The following is a 17,986-nucleotide window of genomic DNA, read 5'->3' as shown; positions in this document are numbered from 1 at the left end:
AGGAGCCCCTGGTCCGGATCCGCGGACTGCGCAAGAGCTTCGGCGCCAACCTGGTCCTGGACGGCATCGACCTGGATGTGCGCGAGGGCGAGGTGACCGTGCTGCTGGGCCCCTCGGGCTCGGGCAAGTCCACCCTGCTGCGCAGCATCAACCACCTGGAGAAGCCGGACGCCGGCTTCGTCGAGGTGGGCGGCGAGATCATCGGCTACCGCCACCACGGCAGCAGGCTGCACGAGTTGGGCCACCGTACGATCACCAGGCAGCGCGCCGCGGTCGGCATGGTGTTCCAGCAGTTCAACCTCTTCCCGCACCTGACGGTGCTGGAGAACATCATCGAGGCCCCGGTCGCCGTCCGGGGCCTGACCAGGAAGTCCGCCGCGGTCCAGGCCCGGGAACTGCTGGAGCGGGTGGGACTGGACGGGCGCGAGAGCGCCTATCCCCGGCAGCTGTCCGGCGGACAGCAGCAGCGGGTGGCCATCGCCCGCGCGCTGGCCATGGAACCCCGGCTGCTGCTGTTCGACGAGCCCACCAGTGCGCTGGACCCCGAACTCGTCGGCGAGGTACTGGCGGTGATGCGCGACCTCGCCCTCAGCGGGATGACGATGATCGTGGTCACCCATGAGATCGGCTTCGCCCGCGAGGTCGCCGACTCCGTGGTGTTCCTCGACGGCGGACGCGTCATCGAGTCCGGCGCCCCGGCCGACGTCCTCGACAACCCCGGCCACGACCGGGCCCGCGCCTTCCTCGCCGCGGTCCTGTAACAGCACACCGCTCGCAGCGTCGCGCAGCGGCACCCACCCCCGTTCCCACCCCCGTCTCCGCCTCCACGGCACCCCCTTGCCTCGTCCCGGACCTCACGGCCCTTCACGGCCTGCCCTTCGAAAGGAACCGCTGTGCCGAATCGCCATCTCCCCCGCACCGCCTACGCCGCCCTCGCGGCCTCTGCCGCGCTTGCCCTGCTCACCGCCTGCGGATCGAGCTCCGGCACCGCGGTGACGCCGGCTGCCGGCGGCGGCGCGTCCAGCGGCTCCGCAGGCTCCGCCCAGGCGGCGTCGACGGCGATACCCAGCCAGGACGTCGTCTCCTCGATCCAGGCCGACCCGGCCCTGAAGGCCGAACTCCCGGCGGCGGTCCGCAGCAGCGGCACCCTCACCCTGGGCACCGTCAAGGCGGTCGGCAGCTCCAACCTGCCGCACGGCGGCCAGGGCTCGGACGGCAAGCAGGTCGGCCTGGACGTCGATCTGCGCGATGCGGTCGCCAAGGTGCTGGGAGTCAGCTGGAACGTCGAGTTCGGCACCTTCCCCACCGTCATCCCCGGTGTGCAGAACGGGAAGTACGACGTCGGCCAGGCCAACTTCGGCGCCACCAAGGCCCGGGAGCAGGTGGTCGACTTCACGACCTACCTGAACGACGGTCAGTCCTTCCTCAGTGCCGCCGGGTTGAAGATCGACAGCGCCACCAGCATCACCGACCTGTGCGGCTACAACGTCGCCACCAGCCCGGGTACCACCTTCCAGCAGCTGCTCACCGACGGCGCGTCCAAGTGCGCCGCGGCCGGCAAGAGCCCCTACAAGGTGCAGTACTTCGCCGACACCGCGCCGATCTTCCTGGGCCTGGCCAACGGAAAGGTCGACATCTACTTCGGCCCCACGCTGGGGCTGAAGTACGACGCCGCGCACATCCCCGGCACCAAGTACCTCGGCCAGGTCGGCACCACGCCGGTCGGCTTCGTCACCGCGAAGGGGTCGCCGATCGCCAAGGCGCTCAGTGACGCGGTCAACAAGCTCATCGCCACCGGCGACTACGCGAAGATCTTCGCCAAATGGGGGGTCCCGGGTACCGGCGTCACCCGTTCGGTCGTCAACCCGCCCACCACCTTCTGAGCCGGCAGGAGACCCCTCCGATGTCCGAACAGTCCATCCCCGCACCACCGTTCGAGGTCGCCGACAGACCGCCGAGCCGAACCCCGTCCGCCCCGGCGACGTCTGACGCTCCCTCTGACACCCGGTCCGATGCGCCGTTGTCCCGCCAGCGGGTCATCCCGCTGCGGCACCCTGGCCGTTGGATCGCGACCGCCGTGGTCCTGGTCCTGGTCGCCCAGTTCGCGCACGGCCTGGTGACCAACCCGTTCTACCAGTGGGGCCGCTTCCAGTACTGGTTCGCCCGCCCGGTGATCCTGCAGGGCCTGCTGATCACCCTGGAGGTCGCCGCGCTGAGCGCGGTGCTCGGCCTGGTCGGCGGCATCGTGCTGGCCCTGATGAGGCAGTCGAGGAACCCGATCCTCCGGGCCGTCAGCTGGACCTACGTCTGGCTGTTCCGCTCGGTCCCGCTGATCGTCGTACTGCTGGTGCTCTACAACTTCAGCGCCCTCTACAAGACGCTCAGCCTGGGCGTGCCCTTCGGGCCCGGCTTCGTCCACTTCAACGAGTCGGCGCTGGCCACCGACCTGGTGGTGGCGACCCTCGGGCTCAGCCTCAACGAGGCCGCCTACGCCGCCGAGGTGGTCCGGTCCGGCATCCTCTCGGTCGACCAGGGACAGCACGAGGCCGCCGCGGCGCTGGGACTGCCCAGGGGCTACCAGTTCCGACGCATCGTCCTGCCGCAGGCGCTGCGAGCCATCGTCCCCGCCTACGTCAACCAGCTCATCGGCCTGATCAAGGGCACCTCGCTGGTGTTCTACGTCTCGCTGCTCGACCTGTTCGGCGAGGTCCAGAACATGGGCAGCACCTACCCGGGCGACGTGGTCCCGCTGCTGCTGGTGGCCACCGTCTGGTACGTGGTCCTGACCAGCGTCGTCTCCGTCGTGCAGTTCTACGTGGAGCGCCACTACTCCCGCGGGGCGCTGCGCACCGTCCCGCCGACACCGCTGCAGCGGCTCCGGGCGAGCCTGCGGCAGCTGCGCGAACGCGCCGACTTCGGAAGCACGGTGAACTCATGACCGGCACCACCACGCTGACCGCCACGGCCGCCGCCGTCGAGGTGCACGGAGCGCACAAGTGGTACGGCGCCAACCGGGTCCTGGACGGCGTCGACCTCACCGTCCAGCCCGGACAGGTCGCGGTGATCCTCGGCCCGTCCGGCTCGGGGAAGTCCACGCTGCTGCGGGCGATCAACCACCTCGAACAGCTGGACGTCGGGCACGTCAGCGTCAACGGCGAGCTGATCGGGGTCCGCCGCCACGGGGAGCGGCTCAAGGAGCTGGGCGAACGGGCGATCCTGGCCCAGCGCGCCGGAATCGGCTTCGTGTTCCAGGGCTTCAACCTGTTCCCGCACCTCACCGCACTGGAGAACATCGCCGCCGCACCGGTGGCGACCGGGCGCGCGACCCGGGAGGAGGCCCGGGCGACCGCGCGCGACCTGCTGGAACGGGTGGGCCTGGCCGACAAGGCGGACGCCTACCCGCGCCAGCTGTCCGGCGGGCAGCAGCAGCGGGTCGCCATCGCCCGGGCGCTGGCGCAGAAGCCCGGACTGATCCTGTTCGACGAGCCGACCTCAGCCCTCGACCCCGAACTGGTCGGCGAGGTGCTGGCCGTCATCAAGGACCTGGCCGGCAGCGGCACCACCCTGATCGTGGTCACCCACGAGATCGGCTTCGCCCGCGAGGTCGCCGACCTGGTCGTCTTCCTCGACGGCGGCCGCATCCTCGAACAGGGCAGCCCGGCGGAGGTGCTGGACAACCCGCAGCACCCGCGCACCAGGGAGTTCCTCAGCAGGGTCCTCTGACCCCCCGTCCGCTGACCCCGTCCCAACCACTTTCCCATTCGCAAGCACAGCCAAGTCCCAGGAGAACCATGTCCAGCGCCGTGTCCAGACGTGTCCGCCTCATCCCCGCCACCGCCGCTCTGAGCGCCCTCGCGATCGGCCTGACCGCCTGCGGAAGCAGCACCACCGCCAAGACCGAGACGGCAGCCGCCGCCGCACCGGCGGGGAGCACCGTCGTCGCCGTCGGCGCACTCTCCAACGGGGCCGCGACCGAGGTCGACCTCACCGTCGCCCAGGTCGACTCGATCCGGGCCGAGCTGCCCGCGTCGGTACGCGACAGCGGCGAGCTCACCATCGGCCTCGGCCTGCTGCCCGCCGGATCGGCGCCGCTGGGCTACACCGGCTCCGACCAGAAGACCCTCACCGGCTCCGAGCCGGACATCGGCCGCCTGGTCGCCGCGGTCCTCGGCCTCAAGCCGGTGCTGGCCAACGCGACCTGGGACAACCTCTTCGTCGGCATCGACAGCGGGAAGACCGACGTGGGCTTCTCCAACATCACCGACACCGAGCAGCGCAAGACCAAGTACGACTTCGCCAGCTACCGGCAGGACAACCTCGGCTTCGAGGTCCTCAAGAGCAACAGCTGGAACTTCGACGGCACGGCGGAGAGCCTCGCCGGGAAGACCGTCGCCGTGGGCGCCGGCACCAACCAGGAGAAGATCCTGGAGAAGTGGCAGTCCACCCTCAAGGCCGAGGGCAAGACCCTCACCATCAAGTACTACCCCGACGCCAACACCACGTACCTGGCCCTGGACTCGGGCAAGATCGACACCTACTTCGAGCCCAACCCCGAGCTCGCCTACCACATCACCCAGACCGCGAAGACGCCCAACCCGACCCGGAGCGCCGGCAAGTTCTCCGGCGCCGGCGCCAGCCTCCAGGGGCTGATCGCCGCCACCACCAAGAAGGGCGACGGCCTGGCCAAGCCGCTCGCCGACGCCATCAACTACCTCATCAAGAACGGCGACTACGCCAAGTGGCTGGCCGCCTGGAACCTCGCCAACGAGGCCGTCCCGACCTCCCTGGTCAACCCGCCCGGCCTCCCGCTCACCAACTCCTGAGCAGCCGTCAGGGCCGTCCGCCCCGTCCCTCTGCGGTTGCGGAGGGACGGGGCGGACGGTCACCGCATTCGGGCGATCGCCAGTACGGCGGCAGACAGACAGGCGACCGCGAATCCGGTGCCGCACAGTCCGAGCAGTACCGCGCCCGGCAGGTTCGGTGGCAGGTCCGCGAGGACCGCGTCCTGCGGACGTTCCGGCAGGTAGCGGACCGGGACCTGATCGCCGACGGCCCGGGACAGGCCGGACTCGTCGTTGGTCAGCATCCTTCGGCCGTCCACCGTGCGGAAGGCCACCACCGCATGCTGCACCCCGTCGCGGCCCTGGTCCCCGGGAACGGTGTAGATGTGCAGCACCTGCCCGTCCGCCGGCAGCCCGTCACTCAGGGTCCGGCGCGTCCGCACCCTACGACGGACCGCCCGCGCGCCGATCACCAGGACCAGCAGGCCGGCCACCCCGCAGAGCAGGGCGAACGCTCCGAGCGCCACAGCGGACCACCTCCGGGTGCGAGAACCGCTCGGGACATCCGCGTATCCCGGTTGTCCGCAGGACGACCCGGCAAGGATCATGGCGTGATGACTGATCACTTCGCCCCGACATCGCGGACCGTGTTGCGACTCACGGAGTATACGAAGGCCGACCAGACGGAGATCCTCGGCGACGGCGCCGATCCCTTCGGAGTGGCGGACGCCGGACTGACGTGGCTGCCCAAGAAGGACCACTTCGGTATCAGGCAGGACGGCCGCCTCGTCGCCCATACCGGTCTGCTGCAACTCCCCATCGTGATCGGCGCTGTCGAAACGGAGGTCGTGGGCATCGGCGGAGTGGCCGTCGCGCCCGATCTACGGGGGCAAGGACTCGCACGGTCGGTCGTCTCCGCGGCCCTGGACCACGCACGGACGATGGGACCCCGGTTCGGGCTCCTGTTCTGCCGACCGCCGCTCGTCCCGCTCTACCAGCGACTCGGCTGGCACCTGCTTGACCAGGGTGTCCAGGTCGAGCAGCCGGAGGGGCCCGTGACCATGCCGCTGCGGACCATGTGGACGCCGCTCCACGACGGCGCCTACTGGCCTGCCGGGGCGGTGCGGCTGCGCTCACTGCCGATGTGAGAGCGAGGGGCGGATTCGGTCCCTCTCGCGGCCAGGCACCGACAGTGCATCAAGTGACCATGGCGGGAACCCGCTAGCCCGCGCGGACGGGCGAGCCTAGGCTCGCGGCCATGACTTCGCAGCAGAGCCGTGAGCTCGTCCAGGGCGCATGGCGGGCGTTCGCATCCCGCGACCCGGAGCAGGTTTCGGCAGTCTTCACCGAGGACGCGGAATGGCTGGCCCCGGCGGGCAACGCGACCGCCGTCGCACTCGGCGGGACCAACCACATGGTCGGGAGGGAAGCCATCGTGCACTTCCTGACCGTCGACTTCCCCCGGCTCTTCACCAAGGACGTCACCGTCACCTTTCGTGGCTTCCACGCCGACGGCGACGTCGTCGTGGTGGAGGAGACCATGGAGGCCACGCTGTCCAACGGGAACAGCTACAGCAACGACTACTGCTTCGTCTTCGAGCTGCGCGACGGACTGATCCACCGGGTACGCGAGTACATGGACACGGCCCGCGGCGCCCGCATGGTCTTCGCCGGCCAGGACGGGTGAGCGCTGGGTTGCTCGGAGCGCCCCACGTTTGCAACGGCAGCGTGTGGTGACGCGAGTCGGCCGCCGTCTCCCGGGCTCGCGCCCGGAAAGAAGCGGCTTCGCCGCGCGACAAGGGCAGGGGGTGCCTGGGCCCGGCGCGGAGCGTGCGGCGAGGGCGTGGAGCTGGGGCGCGTGCGCCGTTCTGGGCCGTTTTGGGGTCACTCGACCTACGTTGGGGTCACCGAATTCGGACATACCGGTCAGGAAGTGTCGGACGAGTGACCCCAAAGCCCGGGTGATCGGGCGAACCGGGGTCACTTTCGGGACAAGGTGTCACTTGATCTTGCCCATTTGCCCGATTCATCCGCACTTGCCCGTACCAAGAATGACCCGACGTACCAAAAGTGACCCCAGTTCAGCCGCAGGCACCACGCAGGAACGTTTCCGCAGCCCCCGCTCGGAAGGGCACCGACCCGCCGCCCGGCAACGCACGCCCCACCACCCTCCCCCTCCGCGCAGTTGGCCGCGAGCGACAGCGAGCCACCCCAGCCCGGCGCGGAGCATCGTGCCCCATGGAGGTGACGGTGGTTCAGCGGGAGCAATCGCGCACCGGTCACTCCGCCGCTGGACGGGGGCTCGGTCTCTACAGGGTCCCGGTTCGGGCGCTGGTCCCGGTCTCGGTCTCGGTCTTGCGCTTGAACAGGGCTGTCCAGAGGAACGGCTCGCCGAACAGCGGGGACTCGGGGGGCTCGTCGCGCATGCGGCGCAGTTCCACTTCCATCAGTCCGGAGAAGATCCAGCGCAGGGACTCCGGAGTGTAGGCGAGGCCGCCGTGGAGGCGGGCCTCGCGGTAGAAGTCGGCATCGGGGAGTTCGGAGCCCATCGCGCCGGACGCGAAGCAGGTGAGGGCCAGGTAGCCGCCCGGGGCCAGGACTCGGTCGAGGAGGTCGAGGTAGCTGATCCTGCGGTGCGGCGGCAGGTGGTGGAAGCAGCCCGAGTCACAGATCAGGTCGTAGGGCCCGGTGAGTTCGGTGGTGGTGAGGGTGAGGGCGTCGCCGCAGCGGAATCGGACGGCCGTCGCCGCTGCGCTGTCGCGGGACCGGTCCTCGGCCCAGGCGATGGCGGCGGGGGAAAGGTCGACGGCGTCCACCTGGAACCCCTGCGATGCCAGGTACAGCGCGTTCCGGCCAGGGCCGCAGCCCAGGTCGAGGGCCCGGCCCGGTGTGACCAGGCCCCGGTCCAGGTAGGAGGCCAGGTTCTCGTCGGGCTTGGCGACGAAGAACGGGATCGCCCTGGAGCGGTCCGCGTAGAAGCCGTCCCACCAGGGGCCCCCGTTGGCCGCCGTCCAGCGGTCCGCCTCGGGGGCGAACAGGTCGTCCAGCAGCCTGAGTATGTCCTCGACCGTGCGCATGTTCCGGTCCATCCGACCGACGACCCCCCTCGACGATGACCGGATGCTACTGACGGTTTCGGCGAAGGGCCAGCTCAGGGCGGGTGGCCGCAGGTCGCGTGGGGCCGTCCGGCGGTGGTTGCGGAGGGGGTGGGCCTTGGGCCCCGGGCCCCGCCCGCGCGCTCGGCCGTACCCCCGTGCAGCTTCGTCAAGGGCCTGTTCCCGGTCGGGCCCCAGCCATGTTTTTTCGCGGATTCAGCAGATGTCAGCGGGGGAGCCAGGCGTCCGGGGTGGCGGCCATTTTTCGGACGTGGGGTGGGAGTCGGCCGCTGAGGACCTGGGCGAGGGTCGTCTCGTCGAGGACGCGGCGCAGGCTGGCTCGGGCGGCGACCCAGACCTCGGGGAGGTGTTCGGCGGCGCCGGCGTAGGCGGTCTCGTGCGGGCGCAGGCCGCGGACCTCGGCGAGCGGGCCGTCGACGGCGCGGATGACCGACCCCAGGCTGATCTCGGTGGCCGGCTTCGCCAGGGTGTAGCCGCCCTCGGCGCCGCGGTGGCTGCAGACCAACCCGGCGTGGCGGAGTTCGACCAGGATCGTCTCGACGAACTTCCGCGGCAGCCCCTGATGGTCGATCAGGACATTGGCCTTCACCAGCTCAGGGCCATGGGCGGCCAGCTCGAGCATGGCCCGTACCGCGTAGTCCGCCTTGGCCGAAATCTGCACGGTTGATGCTAACAGCGGTGGTGCCGCCGGGGGCGGCTCCCGCCGTTCGCCGTTGCGTGTGCCGGTCCGCCGATGCTGTAATACATTTGCTTGCAAAGCAAAGATAGCGAGGGCTCCCGCCGGATGCGCGGGCCCGGACGGAGGAGTCGGCATGGGCTGGAACGACCAGATCATCAACGAGTTCCGGGAGAACAACGGCCGGGTGGGCGGCATGTTCGAGGGGGTCCCGCTGGTGCTGATCACCACGGCCGGGGTGCGGAGCGGAAAGCCGCACACGACCCCGGTCGTGTGTCTGCGGGAGGGCGGGCGGGTGGTGGTCTTCGGCTCCAACATGGGGAAGGACCGGCACCCGGACTGGTACCGCAACATCCTCGGCACCGCGCAGGTCACGATGGAGACCGGGACCGAGGAGGGCCGGGTGAGGTCCTACTCCACCCGCGCGGTCGTCCTCCAGGGTGAGGAACGGGACCGGCTGTGGGAGCGGCAGTGCGCTCTCGATCCGGCCTTTCGCGCGTACCAGGAGAAGACCGCGCGGCAGATCCCGGTGATCGCCCTGCACCCCCTGGACCTGTCGGCGGACCCGGCCCGGACCCGGCTGATCGGGGAGCAGCTGCTGGCGCACCACCGGGACCTGCGCGCCGAACTCGCCCGGCTGCGCGCATCGCTCCTCGCCCCGGCGTCGGCGTCCGCATCGGTGTCCGCATCGGTGTCCGAAGGTTTCGGACCGGCCGCGCAGCTGCGCCGGCACTGCCTGGCCTTCTGCTACGGACTGCAGCTGCACCACACCCGCGAGGACGGTGCCTTCACGGAGTTCGAGCGGGTGTACCCGCACCTGGTTCCGGTGATCACGCGGCTGCGTGCGGAACACGCCGTCGTGGAGCAGGGCCTGAGGGAGTTCGAAGAGTTGCTGGAAGCCGCGCCCAGCGGTGCCGACGGCGAGGTCGAGTCGGTCCGTGCCGAGCTGGAACGGGTGGTGGCCGATCTGGAGCAGCACTTCGCCTACGAGGAGGAGCAGCTGCTGCCCGCCCTGCGCGGCGACGTCGGATAATCTGGCGGCTCAGGGAAGGCCGCGCACTGGGCGCTGAGCCGGCTGGGAAGGGGTGCTGGAGTGGCGACGGAGCCCGGCCTGGACCCCGTTCCGGATCCGGGCAGCGGTCTCAGCACCGACGACGCGATCCGGGCCATGCTGCTGCTGATGCCCAGGGTGGCAGCCCGGATCAAGCGGATCCCACTGCCGGAGCGGCTCCAGTCGATGAAGTTGGCCCCCAGGCATCTGTCGCTGCTCTCGTACCTGCTCTTCGACGGGCCGATGCCGGTCAGTCAGCTGGCGGCCAGGCTCGAAGTGGCGCCCACCACGGTGAGCCTGATGGTCAGTGACCTGACCCAGCAGGGCGTACTGGAGCGGCGCGACGATCCGGAGGACCGGCGGCGGACCATCGTGGCCCTCAGCGAGGACCCGGAGACCCGCTCCGCGATCGAGCGCTGGCTGGCGAACGGCGCCCGTGCCTGGCGTGCGGCCTTCGATCCGCTGACCCCGGCCGAGCGGGCGGTCTTCGTCCGCACCATGGAGGCCTACGAGGGCGAGAGCAGCTGACGCCCGCCCGCTACCCGGACTCCTGCCCGGACCCCTTGGCCAGGCGTCGGCGGACCAGCTCCTTGTCCTCCTCCGGCAGCGCGTCGGCGACCAGCAGCCTCGGCAGCAGTTCGGGTTCGAGCGTCGCCGCGCGGAAGACCAGCCCGACGGTGACGTCGTGGTCCGGCCGGTGGCCGATCTCCACGCGGTCGCCGGCGCTGATCTCGCCCGGCTCGATCACCCGCAGGTAGGCGCCGGGCACCGCGGCCTGGGTGAACCGCTTGATCCAGCCCTCGCGCCGCAGCCACCCCTGGAAGGTCGAGCACGGGATGCGGGGGCAGGACACCTCCAGGACCACCTGCGGGCCGATGTGCCAGCGCTCGCCGATCAGGGCGCCGGTGACGTCCAGGCCGAGCGTGGTGAGGTTCTCGCCGAAGGCGCCGCCGGGCAGGGGTCGGCCCAACTCGGCCTCCCAGCCGTCGAGATCCTCCCGGGCATAGGCGTAGACGGCCTGGTCGTAGCCTCCGTGATGGTCCACGTCGTAGACGCGGTCACCGGCGAGGCCGACCGCTCCGGTGCCCTTCGGCCCCGGGGCGGTGACGGCCACCGGGCCGTCGACCGGCCGCTTGTCGATCCCGGTGTCACCGGGACCGCTCTTCCACGGATTCGGCTGGGGCCGGCCGACATTGACCGAGAGCAGTTCCATGCTCGCGAGATTACGGTTCGCCGCGGGTTCCAGTCGATCCATTTTCACTCTCGCGATCTACACTGTCGCGATGTTCTCCGACGCCGATGCCGCAGCCCTCTACGACCTGCTCAACCCCTGGGACCCGGAGCGCTTCCCCAGCGACGCCTTCTACGACGGACTGGTCCGCGACGCCGACGCGGTGCTGGACGTGGGCTGCGGTACCGGCGCCATGCTGCACCGAGCCCGCGAGTCCGGCCACACCGGCCGGCTCGTCGGGATCGACCCCGACCGGGCGGCGCTGGACCGGGCCCGGCGGCGCACCGACGTCGAGTGGGTGCTCGGGGTGGCCGCCGATGCCGCCTGGGACGGTGAGTTCGACCTGGCGACCATGGTCAGCCATGCGTTCCAGTGCCTGGTCGGCGACGACGAGCTGCGCGCCTCGCTCGCGGCGGTCCGCACCGCCCTCCGCGACGGCGGCCGGTTCGCCTTCGAGACGCGCCACCCGCAGGCCCGCGCCTGGGAGTCCTGGGAAACCGACCCAGCCGCCCCGGTCGACGACGCCGACGACATCGTGGACCCGACCGGGCGCGTCCTGCGCTCCTCGCACCACGTCGAGTCGGTCGTCGGCGACGTGGTGACCTTCACCGAGACCACCACCGACAAGGAGCACGGCACCGTACTGCGCGTGGACCGCACCAGCCTGCGCTTCCTGGACGTCCCGACGCTCGCGGGCTTCCTGGCCGAGGCCGGCTTCGCGATCGAGGCGCAGTACGGCGACTGGCACCGGGGCCCCCTCACCGGTACCAGCCGCGAGATCGTCACCGTCGCACGCCGGGTCTGAGCCCGGAGAGCGCTAGCTGCCGGGGTTCGGAGCGGGCGCCTGGGTGCTGCAGACCAGCGGTACCCCGGTCGGCACCAGGCGCTCGACCGAGCCGGGACGCCCGTGCGTGACCGCCAGTTGAGCCGGCGTCAGGTAGCCGATGAACAGCTGCTCGCCCTTGGGCATCGCCGAGGGGACGAAGACGAACTCGACCCTGCCGCCGCTCAGCGACTCGCCCTTCATGACCTTGTCGACCCCGGCCCCCACGCCGCTGGGGTCCAGCGTCCCGTGGTCGGCCGGCCCCCGGCAGAACTCCCCGGTCTTCACCAGCACCGGGAAGCCGGCCCTGGCCAGGGCTGCCTGGAGGCCCGCGCTGTCCTCGAAGTACTTGGCCTTGTCCCAGGTCACGTGGATGGTGCCGTCGGCGTTGCTGTCCACGGTGTAGGCGGCGGTGTGGATGTGCACGGCGGCTGTCTGGGAGCCGCTGCCGCCGGCCGTGGGCGGCGCTGTCGACGGGTTGCCGTAGGTCGTCACGCCCAGCGCCAGGCCCGCTGCCGCCGCGGCGACCACGGTGACCTTGGCCAGGCCCCGACGGCGCCCGCGCGCGCGGCCCGCGGCCACGATCTGCTCGACCGGGGTCGGCATGCCGACCCCGGCCAGCGATGCCTTCAGTGTCTCCAGGACCTCCGTGGTCCCGGGGGTGTCCTCGTTCATGGTCCGACCTCCAGGTTGTCTGCCAGGTTGTGCGCCAAGTCGTCCGCCAGGTTCCCTGCGCTGACGAAGTGGTCGCGCAGTGTCGCCACGGCGCGTGCCAGATGTGCGGTGACGGTCCCCGGCGCGATGCCGAGGGCCTGGGCGGTGGCTCGGGTGTCCAGGTCCAGGAAGACCCGGAACGCGATCACCTCCCGCTGCCGCTGCGGGAGTGCGCGCAGCGCGGCCAGCAGGGCCGGGTCCAGACCGGATGGGTCGACCGCGGCCACTGCGGTGTCCGCGGCCTCGTCGGCGCCGTCCCAGACGACCTCCCTGCGCCGCCTGCGCCACCAGGACACCCTGGTGTTGAAGGCGGTGCGGACGACCCACGCGCGCGGCGCGGGATGCGCGCGCACCACCTGCCAGGAGGTCCAGGCCCGGGTGAACGCTTCGGCGACCAGGTCCTCGGCCAACTGCCGGTCACCCACACCGGCCAGCACCGCCCTCAGGCAGGCGTCCCGGCTGGCCTCGTAGAACTCGCTGAACTCCAGCTGCTTCACACCCGCTATACGCTCGGGGGCCGCGATTCGCTTACCTGGCGGACGAGGCCGCTCTGGCATGATCTCTCCCGCTGTCGGTGGGTCATCGATGGGTGCCAGGGAGGGGAGGACCAGTGCAGCACTTCGAGCGTCCCGAGGGGATGCCTCCGGTGAACGGTTACAGCCATGCGGTGGCTGCGGCGGGGACGGTGGTCGCCGTCTCGGGGCAGGTGCCGCTGGACGCGGAGGGACGGCTGGTGGGGGAGGGTGACGCCGCAGCCCAGGTCCGGCAGGTGTTCCGCAATCTGGTGGCCGCGCTCGGAGCGGCCGGCGCCGGGCTGGAGCACGTCGTGAAACTCACGGTGTTCCTCACCGATCTGGGCGACCTCCCGGCCTTCCGCCAGGCGCGTGACGAGTTCCTCGACCCGAAGCGCCTGCCGGCCTCCTCCCTGGTCCAGGTCGCCGGCCTGGTGCACCCGGGGTTCCTGGCGCAGATCGACGCCCTCGCGGTCATCCCTACGACTGCAGAAGCTGTCTGACGGACCGTCGGAGCGCGGTCAGGCCCCGGTTCCGGTTCCGGTTCCGGCGCCGGAACCGGTGCTCGCGGCGAGGCCGGCGGCGAGGGTCGCCGTGGCGTCGTCGACCATCCGGCGCCGGTCCGCCTCGGGCAGGTCGCGGATCGGGCCGTCCAGCAGGAGTGTGGTCAGGCCGTGGACCATCGCCCAGGCGGTGATCTCCGAGCCGGGGCGGCGGGCCGGGGCGATCAGGCCGGCGGCGAGCATGGAGTCCAGGACGTCCACCAGTACCCGGTAGGCGCGCTCGGTGCCGAGGTCGAACGGCTCGGGCTCGGTCGGCGTCCCATCGGCGGTCCCGGAGTGGCAGAAGGCGGTACGGAACAGGCCGGGGGCGGAGAGGGCGAAGTCGACGTAGCCGTGGCCGATGGCGCTCAGCCGTGCGCGCGCCTGTGCCCGCGTCCGCTGCTGCCCGCCACCGCCGTCGGCCGCCCCGGGTGAGCGGTGCTGGTCGGCGTCGGCGTCGGCGTCGTCAGCATCTGCGTCGGCCTTGGCGACCGCTGCCGCCAGGGCGTCGGCGAGGTCGGCCAGGGCCTCGTGCTTGACCGCCTTGAGCAGGTCGGCGTGGTTGGCGAAGTGCCGGTAGGCGGCCGTGGGGGAGACCCCGACGCGACGGGCGGCCTCGCGCAGCACGACGGCTTCGGGTCCGCCCTCCCTGGCGAGTTCCGCCGCGGCGGCGGACAGCGCGTTGCGCAGGTCGCCGTGGTGGTAGGCGCCGCGTGGGGGCGTTCGTTCCGAGGTCGTCCGTTCGTGCTGCACCTGACCATGCTGCCGCATGTTGACGCCGTCAGCATCCGTGGCGCTAGGATGTTCACGCCGTAAACATCTATCGTGAGCGCACACCCGGGGTGGGGTAACCAGTGAACGGACCGTCAGTCCAGCCGGACCACGCAGAGCTCGCAGAACCCGTGGAACCGGCAGAGTCGGCTTCCACACCGCCCACACTGCCCGGCCCGGCCGGCCCGCCCGGCCCCCCGGGCCCGCGCGGTCCGCTGGCCCGGCTCGCCGGCCTCGCGCACCGGCGCGCCCGGCTGCTGCTGGTCCTCGCCGTCGTCGCGCTGGTCGCCGCCGGGGCGCTCGGTGTCGGGGCCTTCGGCAAGCTGCAGAACGGCGGGTTCGACGACCCCGCCTCCCCCTCCAGCCGCGCCGCGCAGCTGCTGGACTCCCGCTTCGGCGGCACCACCGACCTGGTGCTGCTGGTCCGTCCCAGCGCCGGCGGCAGCGTCGACACCCCCGCAGACACCGCGGCCGGCCGGGCGCTCACCGAACGGCTCCGGGCCGAGCCGGGGCTGACCCATCTGGCGTCCTACTGGGGCCCCGGCACGGCCGCCGCCACCGCGGCGCTGCGCAGCGACGACGGCACCGCAGCGCTGATCGTCGCGCACGTCGACGGCAGCGAACAGCAGGCGTCCAAGACCGCCAAGGCCCTGATCTCCCGCTACGCCGGGGTCCACGACGGCCTCAGCGTCCAGGCCGGCGGTCACCGGGGCGTCAACAACGACGTCTCCAGCCAGGTCACCAAGGACCTCGCGCTCGCCGAGGGCATCGCCGTACCGGTGACGCTGCTTCTCCTGGTGCTGGCCTTCGGCAGCCTGGTCGCCGCGCTGCTGCCGCTGGTCATCGGCGTGATCGCGATCCTGGGCACCTTCGCCGAGCTGGACCTGCTCGGCAGCGTCACCAGTGTGTCCGTCTTCGCCATCAACCTCACCACCGCCCTCGGCCTGGGCCTCGGCATCGACTACGCGCTGCTGCTGGTCAGCCGCTTCCGGGAGGAGCTGGCCGCGGGCCGGGAGACCCCGGAGGCGCTGGTCGCCACGGTGCGCACGGCCGGGCGCACCATCCTCTTCTCGGCCGCGACGGTGGCCACCGCGCTCGCCGCGCTGCTGGTCTTCCCGCCGTTCTTCCTGCGCTCCTTCGCCTACGCCGGCATCGGCGTGGTAGCCATCGCCGCACTGGCCGCCCTGATCGTGGTCCCGGCGCTGCTCGCGGTCCTCGGTCCGCGCGTCAACGCCGGACGGCTGCCCTGGCCCCGCACCGCCCCGGGCGCGGCCTCACCGCGCTGGGGGCGGCTGGCCGCCGCGGTGATGCGCAGGCCGGTCCGGTGGGCGCTGCCGGTGCTCGCGGTGCTGCTGCTCGGTGCCGCGCCGCTGCTTGGGGTCGCGTTCGGAACCCCGGACCAGAGGGTCCTGCCGACCAGTGCGCCCAGCCGCCAGGTCGCGGACGTACTGGCGGCGCACTTCCCCGGCAATGACACCACCGCGCTGCAGGTGGTCACCGACGGCCCGGTCGACGGCGCCCACCTGGACGCCTACGCCCGGACGCTGTCCCGGCTCCCCGGCGTCGGCAGCGTCAGCTCCAGCGCCGGGACCTTCCACGACGGAGCGCCCGTCGCCGGCGTCCCGGTCCCGGCCGGCTACGGCACCGCCTCCGCGCAGCGGCTCACCCTCGCCACCACCGACGACCCGCACTCGACCGCGGCCCAGAACCTGGTCGACGCGGTGCGGGCGGTGCCGGCGCCGGTGGCCGGGGTCCGCAGCTACGTCGGCGGTGACGCGGCCGTCCTGGTCGATGCCAAGCACACCATCGGCAGCCGCCTCCCCTACGCCGTCGGGATGGTCGCGGCCACCACCTTCGTGCTGCTCTTCCTGTTCACCGGGAGCGTGCTGCAGCCGCTGCGCGCCCTGCTGCTCAACGCGATCAGCCTCAGCGCCGCGCTCGGCGCGATGGTGTGGATCTTCCAGGACGGCCACCTCGCCGGGCTGCTGGGCTTCACCGCCCAGCCCATGGACACCTCCATGACGGTGCTGATGTTCTGCGTCGCCTTCGGCCTCTCCATGGACTACGAGGTCTTCGTCACCAGCCGGATCAAGGAGATGCACGACGCCGGCGCCGCCCCCGGCGAGGCCGTCACCGAGGGCCTGTCCCGCACCGGACGGATCGTCTCCACGGCGGCCGGGCTGCTCGCCGTCAGCTTCTTCGCCTTCGGGACCAGCAGCATCAGCTTCCTGCAGATGTTCGGCATCGGCACCGGGCTGGCGGTGCTGCTGGACGCGGTGCTGGTGCGCGGTGTCCTGGTCCCCGCGGTGCTGCGGCTGCTCGGCGACCGGGCCTGGTACGCACCCGCCCCGCTGCGGCGGCTGCACGACCGGATCGGGCTGGCGGAGGCGGAGAGCCCCGGTGCTCAGCCCCGGCAGAGGTCGACCTGACGGGCCGCCAGAACCGAGGTCGCGGCGGCGAGCAGGCGGGTGCGCGGCAGGCGCCCGTCCGCCACCGCCGCGACCTCCGCCGAGGCGATGGCGGAGGTCTGCGCCTGGACCGTGGGGCCGAGGTCAAACATCACCATGTCCGCTCCGGCCCGCAGCGCCTGCACGGCCGCCTGCGGCATGCTGTAGCCGGCTCCGGAGACGGCACCGGCGCTCAGCGAGTCGGTGAGGACCAGCCCGTGGAAGCCGAGCCGTCCGCGAAGTTCGGTGCCGATCATGGTGGCGGAGAGCCCGGCCGGCAGGGTGGTGAGACCGGGGACGGAGTCGTTGGACATCATCACCGCCGGGGCGCCCGCGGCGATCGCGGTGCTGAACGGGGTCAGGCCGCCGTTCAGCTCGGCGGACCAGGGCACGGTGTGTGCCGGGGCGAAGTCGGAGTTGACCGTGGAGCCGCCGAGCCCGGGGAAGTGCTTCAGGACCGGGACGACGCCGGCCGAGCGCAGGCCGTTCATGAAGGCGACGGTGTCCCGGGCCGCCACAGCGGGGTCGCCGCTGAAGGAGCGCAGCCCGTCCGGGTTCCCCCGGCCGGGGACCTCGCCGCTGCCGTCGACGTCGGCGACCGGGGCCAGGTCCATGTTGACCTGGGCCGCCGCCATCCTGGCGCCGACCCGCGCCGCCGCCTGCCGGATCTGGTCGGGGGTCCAGTGCGCTCCCATCCAGCCGGGCCAGGGCAGCGAGCCGACCAGGTTGTCCATCCGCTGGATGGCGCCGCCCTCCTCGTCGGTCATCACCAGCAGTCCGATCCCGCCGGGCACCTGCTTCTTCAGCGCGGTGAGGTCGGCGCCCAGCCCGGACGGGGCCGAGGAGCCGAACAGCAGGACGCCGCCGGCGCCGGCGGCCACCTCCGGGGCGACGCTGCCGACGGCGTCCTCGGACGCCGGCACCGCGATCGTCAGCATGGCCAGCCGCCGGTCGGACCAGCCGGCGAGCTTCGAGGCGTTGGTGCAGGCCGCCGCGGTGCCGGCGGCCGAGGACGCCGGGGCGGCCGGGGACGCTCCGGGGGCCGCGGCGGACCTGGACGGCCGGGCGGTCGGCCCGGACGGCGACGGGCTTCCGGTCCTGCTCGGGCTTCCGGCCGCCGAAGCTGATCCGGAGGCCCGGGAGTCCGCACTGATGTGGTGGCCGGCACCGCCCCCGGCGCCGCAGCCGGTCAGGACCAGTGCCGCACCGGCTGTGAGCGCCCCGCCCTGGATCGCGACGCGGACCGCCGCCCGGACCGTGACCGGGCGGAGACGGTGGGCGAGGGCGGACAAACGGGTGGATGTGGCGCTATGCGGCATGCT

The 17,986-nt window shown here is 71.9% G+C and carries 20 protein-coding genes; 12 read left to right on the top strand and 8 right to left on the bottom strand.

Annotation, left to right across the window (positions count from 1 at the left end; all coding sequences use genetic code 11):
* Window positions 1–8: 8 nt before the first annotated feature.
* From ABUW04_RS16855 to ABUW04_RS16835, 5 genes are all read left to right on the top strand, one after another.
* Entirely contained in the window at window positions 9–761 is a 753-nt protein-coding gene (locus ABUW04_RS16855; RefSeq protein WP_198037259.1) for an amino acid ABC transporter ATP-binding protein, read from the top strand.
* A 132-nt stretch (window positions 762–893) separates the two neighbouring features.
* A complete protein-coding gene (locus ABUW04_RS16850; protein WP_380565548.1) occupies window positions 894–1,883 on the top strand; it encodes a transporter substrate-binding domain-containing protein in 990 nt (329 codons plus the stop codon).
* A gap of 20 nt (window positions 1,884–1,903) precedes the next feature.
* Entirely contained in the window at window positions 1,904–2,938 is a 1,035-nt protein-coding gene (locus ABUW04_RS16845; RefSeq protein ID WP_380565547.1) for an amino acid ABC transporter permease, read from the top strand.
* Window positions 2,935–3,723 (top strand): amino acid ABC transporter ATP-binding protein, encoded by a 789-nt coding sequence (locus tag ABUW04_RS16840; protein WP_030248977.1) that lies wholly within the window; start codon window positions 2,935–2,937, stop codon window positions 3,721–3,723. The genes ABUW04_RS16845 and ABUW04_RS16840 overlap by 4 nt, the downstream gene beginning before the upstream one ends.
* Before the next feature lie 68 nt (window positions 3,724–3,791).
* Window positions 3,792–4,823 (top strand): transporter substrate-binding domain-containing protein, encoded by a 1,032-nt coding sequence (locus ABUW04_RS16835; RefSeq protein ID WP_380565546.1) that lies wholly within the window; start codon window positions 3,792–3,794, stop codon window positions 4,821–4,823.
* 59 nt (window positions 4,824–4,882) lie between these two features.
* Here ABUW04_RS16835 and ABUW04_RS16830 read toward each other — a convergent pair whose 3' ends face one another.
* The gene (locus ABUW04_RS16830; protein ID WP_380565545.1) at window positions 4,883–5,308 is read right to left on the bottom strand and encodes a DUF3592 domain-containing protein; all 426 of its coding nucleotides are present in this window, start codon (window positions 5,306–5,308) and stop codon (window positions 4,883–4,885) included.
* A gap of 87 nt (window positions 5,309–5,395) precedes the next feature.
* Here ABUW04_RS16830 and ABUW04_RS16825 point away from each other — a divergent pair, with 87 nt between their 5' ends.
* Together ABUW04_RS16825 and ABUW04_RS16820 are read left to right on the top strand one after the other, a co-directional pair.
* The gene (locus ABUW04_RS16825) at window positions 5,396–5,929 is read left to right on the top strand and encodes a GNAT family N-acetyltransferase (protein WP_380565544.1); all 534 of its coding nucleotides are present in this window, start codon (window positions 5,396–5,398) and stop codon (window positions 5,927–5,929) included.
* A gap of 110 nt (window positions 5,930–6,039) precedes the next feature.
* Window positions 6,040–6,468, top strand: coding sequence for a nuclear transport factor 2 family protein (locus ABUW04_RS16820; protein ID WP_380565543.1), 429 nt, complete (start codon window positions 6,040–6,042; stop codon window positions 6,466–6,468).
* A 622-nt stretch (window positions 6,469–7,090) separates the two neighbouring features.
* Here ABUW04_RS16820 and ABUW04_RS16815 read toward each other — a convergent pair.
* Together ABUW04_RS16815 and ABUW04_RS16810 are read right to left on the bottom strand one after the other, a co-directional pair.
* Window positions 7,091–7,870: a class I SAM-dependent methyltransferase gene (locus ABUW04_RS16815; RefSeq protein WP_380565542.1), complete on the bottom strand. Its 780-nt coding sequence runs from the start codon at window positions 7,868–7,870 to the stop codon at window positions 7,091–7,093.
* A gap of 232 nt (window positions 7,871–8,102) precedes the next feature.
* On the bottom strand, window positions 8,103–8,558 hold the full coding sequence (locus ABUW04_RS16810) for an RrF2 family transcriptional regulator (protein WP_030248996.1): 456 nt from the start codon (window positions 8,556–8,558) through the stop codon (window positions 8,103–8,105).
* A 151-nt stretch (window positions 8,559–8,709) separates the two neighbouring features.
* On the opposite strand from ABUW04_RS16810, the gene ABUW04_RS16805 reads away from it, so the two are divergent.
* Complete coding sequence (locus tag ABUW04_RS16805) at window positions 8,710–9,606, top strand: nitroreductase/quinone reductase family protein (RefSeq protein WP_380565541.1); 897 nt, start codon at window positions 8,710–8,712, stop codon at window positions 9,604–9,606.
* A 135-nt stretch (window positions 9,607–9,741) separates the two neighbouring features.
* The gene (locus ABUW04_RS16800) at window positions 9,742–10,152 is read left to right on the top strand and encodes a MarR family winged helix-turn-helix transcriptional regulator (protein WP_037594199.1); all 411 of its coding nucleotides are present in this window, start codon (window positions 9,742–9,744) and stop codon (window positions 10,150–10,152) included.
* Window positions 10,153–10,162: 10 nt separating this feature from the next.
* Here the strand turns inward: ABUW04_RS16800 and ABUW04_RS16795 are convergent, their stop codons facing one another.
* Window positions 10,163–10,837 (bottom strand): MOSC domain-containing protein, encoded by a 675-nt coding sequence (locus ABUW04_RS16795; protein ID WP_380565540.1) that lies wholly within the window; start codon window positions 10,835–10,837, stop codon window positions 10,163–10,165.
* A 70-nt stretch (window positions 10,838–10,907) separates the two neighbouring features.
* On the opposite strand from ABUW04_RS16795, the gene ABUW04_RS16790 reads away from it, so the two are divergent.
* Window positions 10,908–11,660, top strand: a complete 753-nt coding sequence (locus tag ABUW04_RS16790; protein WP_380565539.1) for a class I SAM-dependent methyltransferase — start codon at window positions 10,908–10,910, stop codon at window positions 11,658–11,660.
* 12 nt (window positions 11,661–11,672) lie between these two features.
* Here the strand turns inward: ABUW04_RS16790 and ABUW04_RS16785 are convergent, their stop codons facing one another.
* Together ABUW04_RS16785 and ABUW04_RS16780 are read right to left on the bottom strand one after the other, a co-directional pair.
* Window positions 11,673–12,353, bottom strand: a complete 681-nt coding sequence (locus ABUW04_RS16785) for a hypothetical protein (protein ID WP_380565538.1) — start codon at window positions 12,351–12,353, stop codon at window positions 11,673–11,675.
* Window positions 12,350–12,889, bottom strand: a complete 540-nt coding sequence (locus tag ABUW04_RS16780) for a sigma-70 family RNA polymerase sigma factor (protein ID WP_380565537.1) — start codon at window positions 12,887–12,889, stop codon at window positions 12,350–12,352. The genes ABUW04_RS16785 and ABUW04_RS16780 overlap by 4 nt, the downstream gene beginning before the upstream one ends.
* A 140-nt stretch (window positions 12,890–13,029) precedes the next feature.
* Between ABUW04_RS16780 and ABUW04_RS16775 the strand changes: the two genes are divergently transcribed.
* On the top strand, window positions 13,030–13,407 hold the full coding sequence (locus ABUW04_RS16775; RefSeq protein ID WP_380565651.1) for a RidA family protein: 378 nt from the start codon (window positions 13,030–13,032) through the stop codon (window positions 13,405–13,407).
* Between the two features lie 18 nt (window positions 13,408–13,425).
* Here ABUW04_RS16775 and ABUW04_RS16770 read toward each other — a convergent pair whose 3' ends face one another.
* Window positions 13,426–14,199 (bottom strand): TetR/AcrR family transcriptional regulator, encoded by a 774-nt coding sequence (locus ABUW04_RS16770; RefSeq protein ID WP_380565536.1) that lies wholly within the window; start codon window positions 14,197–14,199, stop codon window positions 13,426–13,428.
* A 233-nt stretch (window positions 14,200–14,432) separates the two neighbouring features.
* Here ABUW04_RS16770 and ABUW04_RS16765 point away from each other — a divergent pair, with 233 nt between their 5' ends.
* Window positions 14,433–16,646: an MMPL family transporter gene (locus tag ABUW04_RS16765; RefSeq protein ID WP_380565650.1), complete on the top strand. Its 2,214-nt coding sequence runs from the start codon at window positions 14,433–14,435 to the stop codon at window positions 16,644–16,646.
* Here ABUW04_RS16765 and ABUW04_RS16760 read toward each other — a convergent pair.
* Window positions 16,622–17,956: a glycoside hydrolase family 3 N-terminal domain-containing protein gene (locus tag ABUW04_RS16760; RefSeq protein WP_380565535.1), complete on the bottom strand. Its 1,335-nt coding sequence runs from the start codon at window positions 17,954–17,956 to the stop codon at window positions 16,622–16,624. The genes ABUW04_RS16765 and ABUW04_RS16760 overlap by 25 nt on opposite strands.
* Between the last annotated feature and the right edge of the window lie 30 nt (window positions 17,957–17,986).

The sequence above is a fragment of the Streptacidiphilus jeojiensis genome (assembly GCF_042510965.1).
Taxonomy (GTDB): Bacteria; Actinomycetota; Actinomycetes; order Streptomycetales; family Streptomycetaceae; genus Streptacidiphilus; species Streptacidiphilus jeojiensis.
Note: the sequence above shows the minus strand (reverse complement) of the source record. Positions and strands in the feature narration are given on the sequence as shown.

Bases quoted from the DNA above. Each gene is read 5' to 3' on its own strand.
- ABUW04_RS16845 (WP_380565547.1), top strand. From the start codon at position 1,904: ATGTCCGAACAGTCCATCCCCGCACCACCGTTCGAGGTCGCCGACAGA.
- ABUW04_RS16840 (WP_030248977.1), top strand. From the start codon at position 2,935: ATGACCGGCACCACCACGCTGACCGCCACGGCCGCCGCCGTCGAGGTG.
- ABUW04_RS16835 (WP_380565546.1), top strand. From the start codon at position 3,792: ATGTCCAGCGCCGTGTCCAGACGTGTCCGCCTCATCCCCGCCACCGCC.
- ABUW04_RS16825 (WP_380565544.1), top strand. From the start codon at position 5,396: ATGACTGATCACTTCGCCCCGACATCGCGGACCGTGTTGCGACTCACG.
- ABUW04_RS16820 (WP_380565543.1), top strand. From the start codon at position 6,040: ATGACTTCGCAGCAGAGCCGTGAGCTCGTCCAGGGCGCATGGCGGGCG.
- ABUW04_RS16815 (WP_380565542.1), bottom strand. From the start codon at position 7,870: ATGGACCGGAACATGCGCACGGTCGAGGACATACTCAGGCTGCTGGAC.
- ABUW04_RS16805 (WP_380565541.1), top strand. From the start codon at position 8,710: ATGGGCTGGAACGACCAGATCATCAACGAGTTCCGGGAGAACAACGGC.
- ABUW04_RS16800 (WP_037594199.1), top strand. From the start codon at position 9,742: ATGCTGCTGCTGATGCCCAGGGTGGCAGCCCGGATCAAGCGGATCCCA.
- ABUW04_RS16795 (WP_380565540.1), bottom strand. From the start codon at position 10,837: ATGGAACTGCTCTCGGTCAATGTCGGCCGGCCCCAGCCGAATCCGTGG.
- ABUW04_RS16790 (WP_380565539.1), top strand. From the start codon at position 10,908: ATGTTCTCCGACGCCGATGCCGCAGCCCTCTACGACCTGCTCAACCCC.
- ABUW04_RS16785 (WP_380565538.1), bottom strand. From the start codon at position 12,353: ATGAACGAGGACACCCCCGGGACCACGGAGGTCCTGGAGACACTGAAG.
- ABUW04_RS16775 (WP_380565651.1), top strand. From the start codon at position 13,030: ATGCCTCCGGTGAACGGTTACAGCCATGCGGTGGCTGCGGCGGGGACG.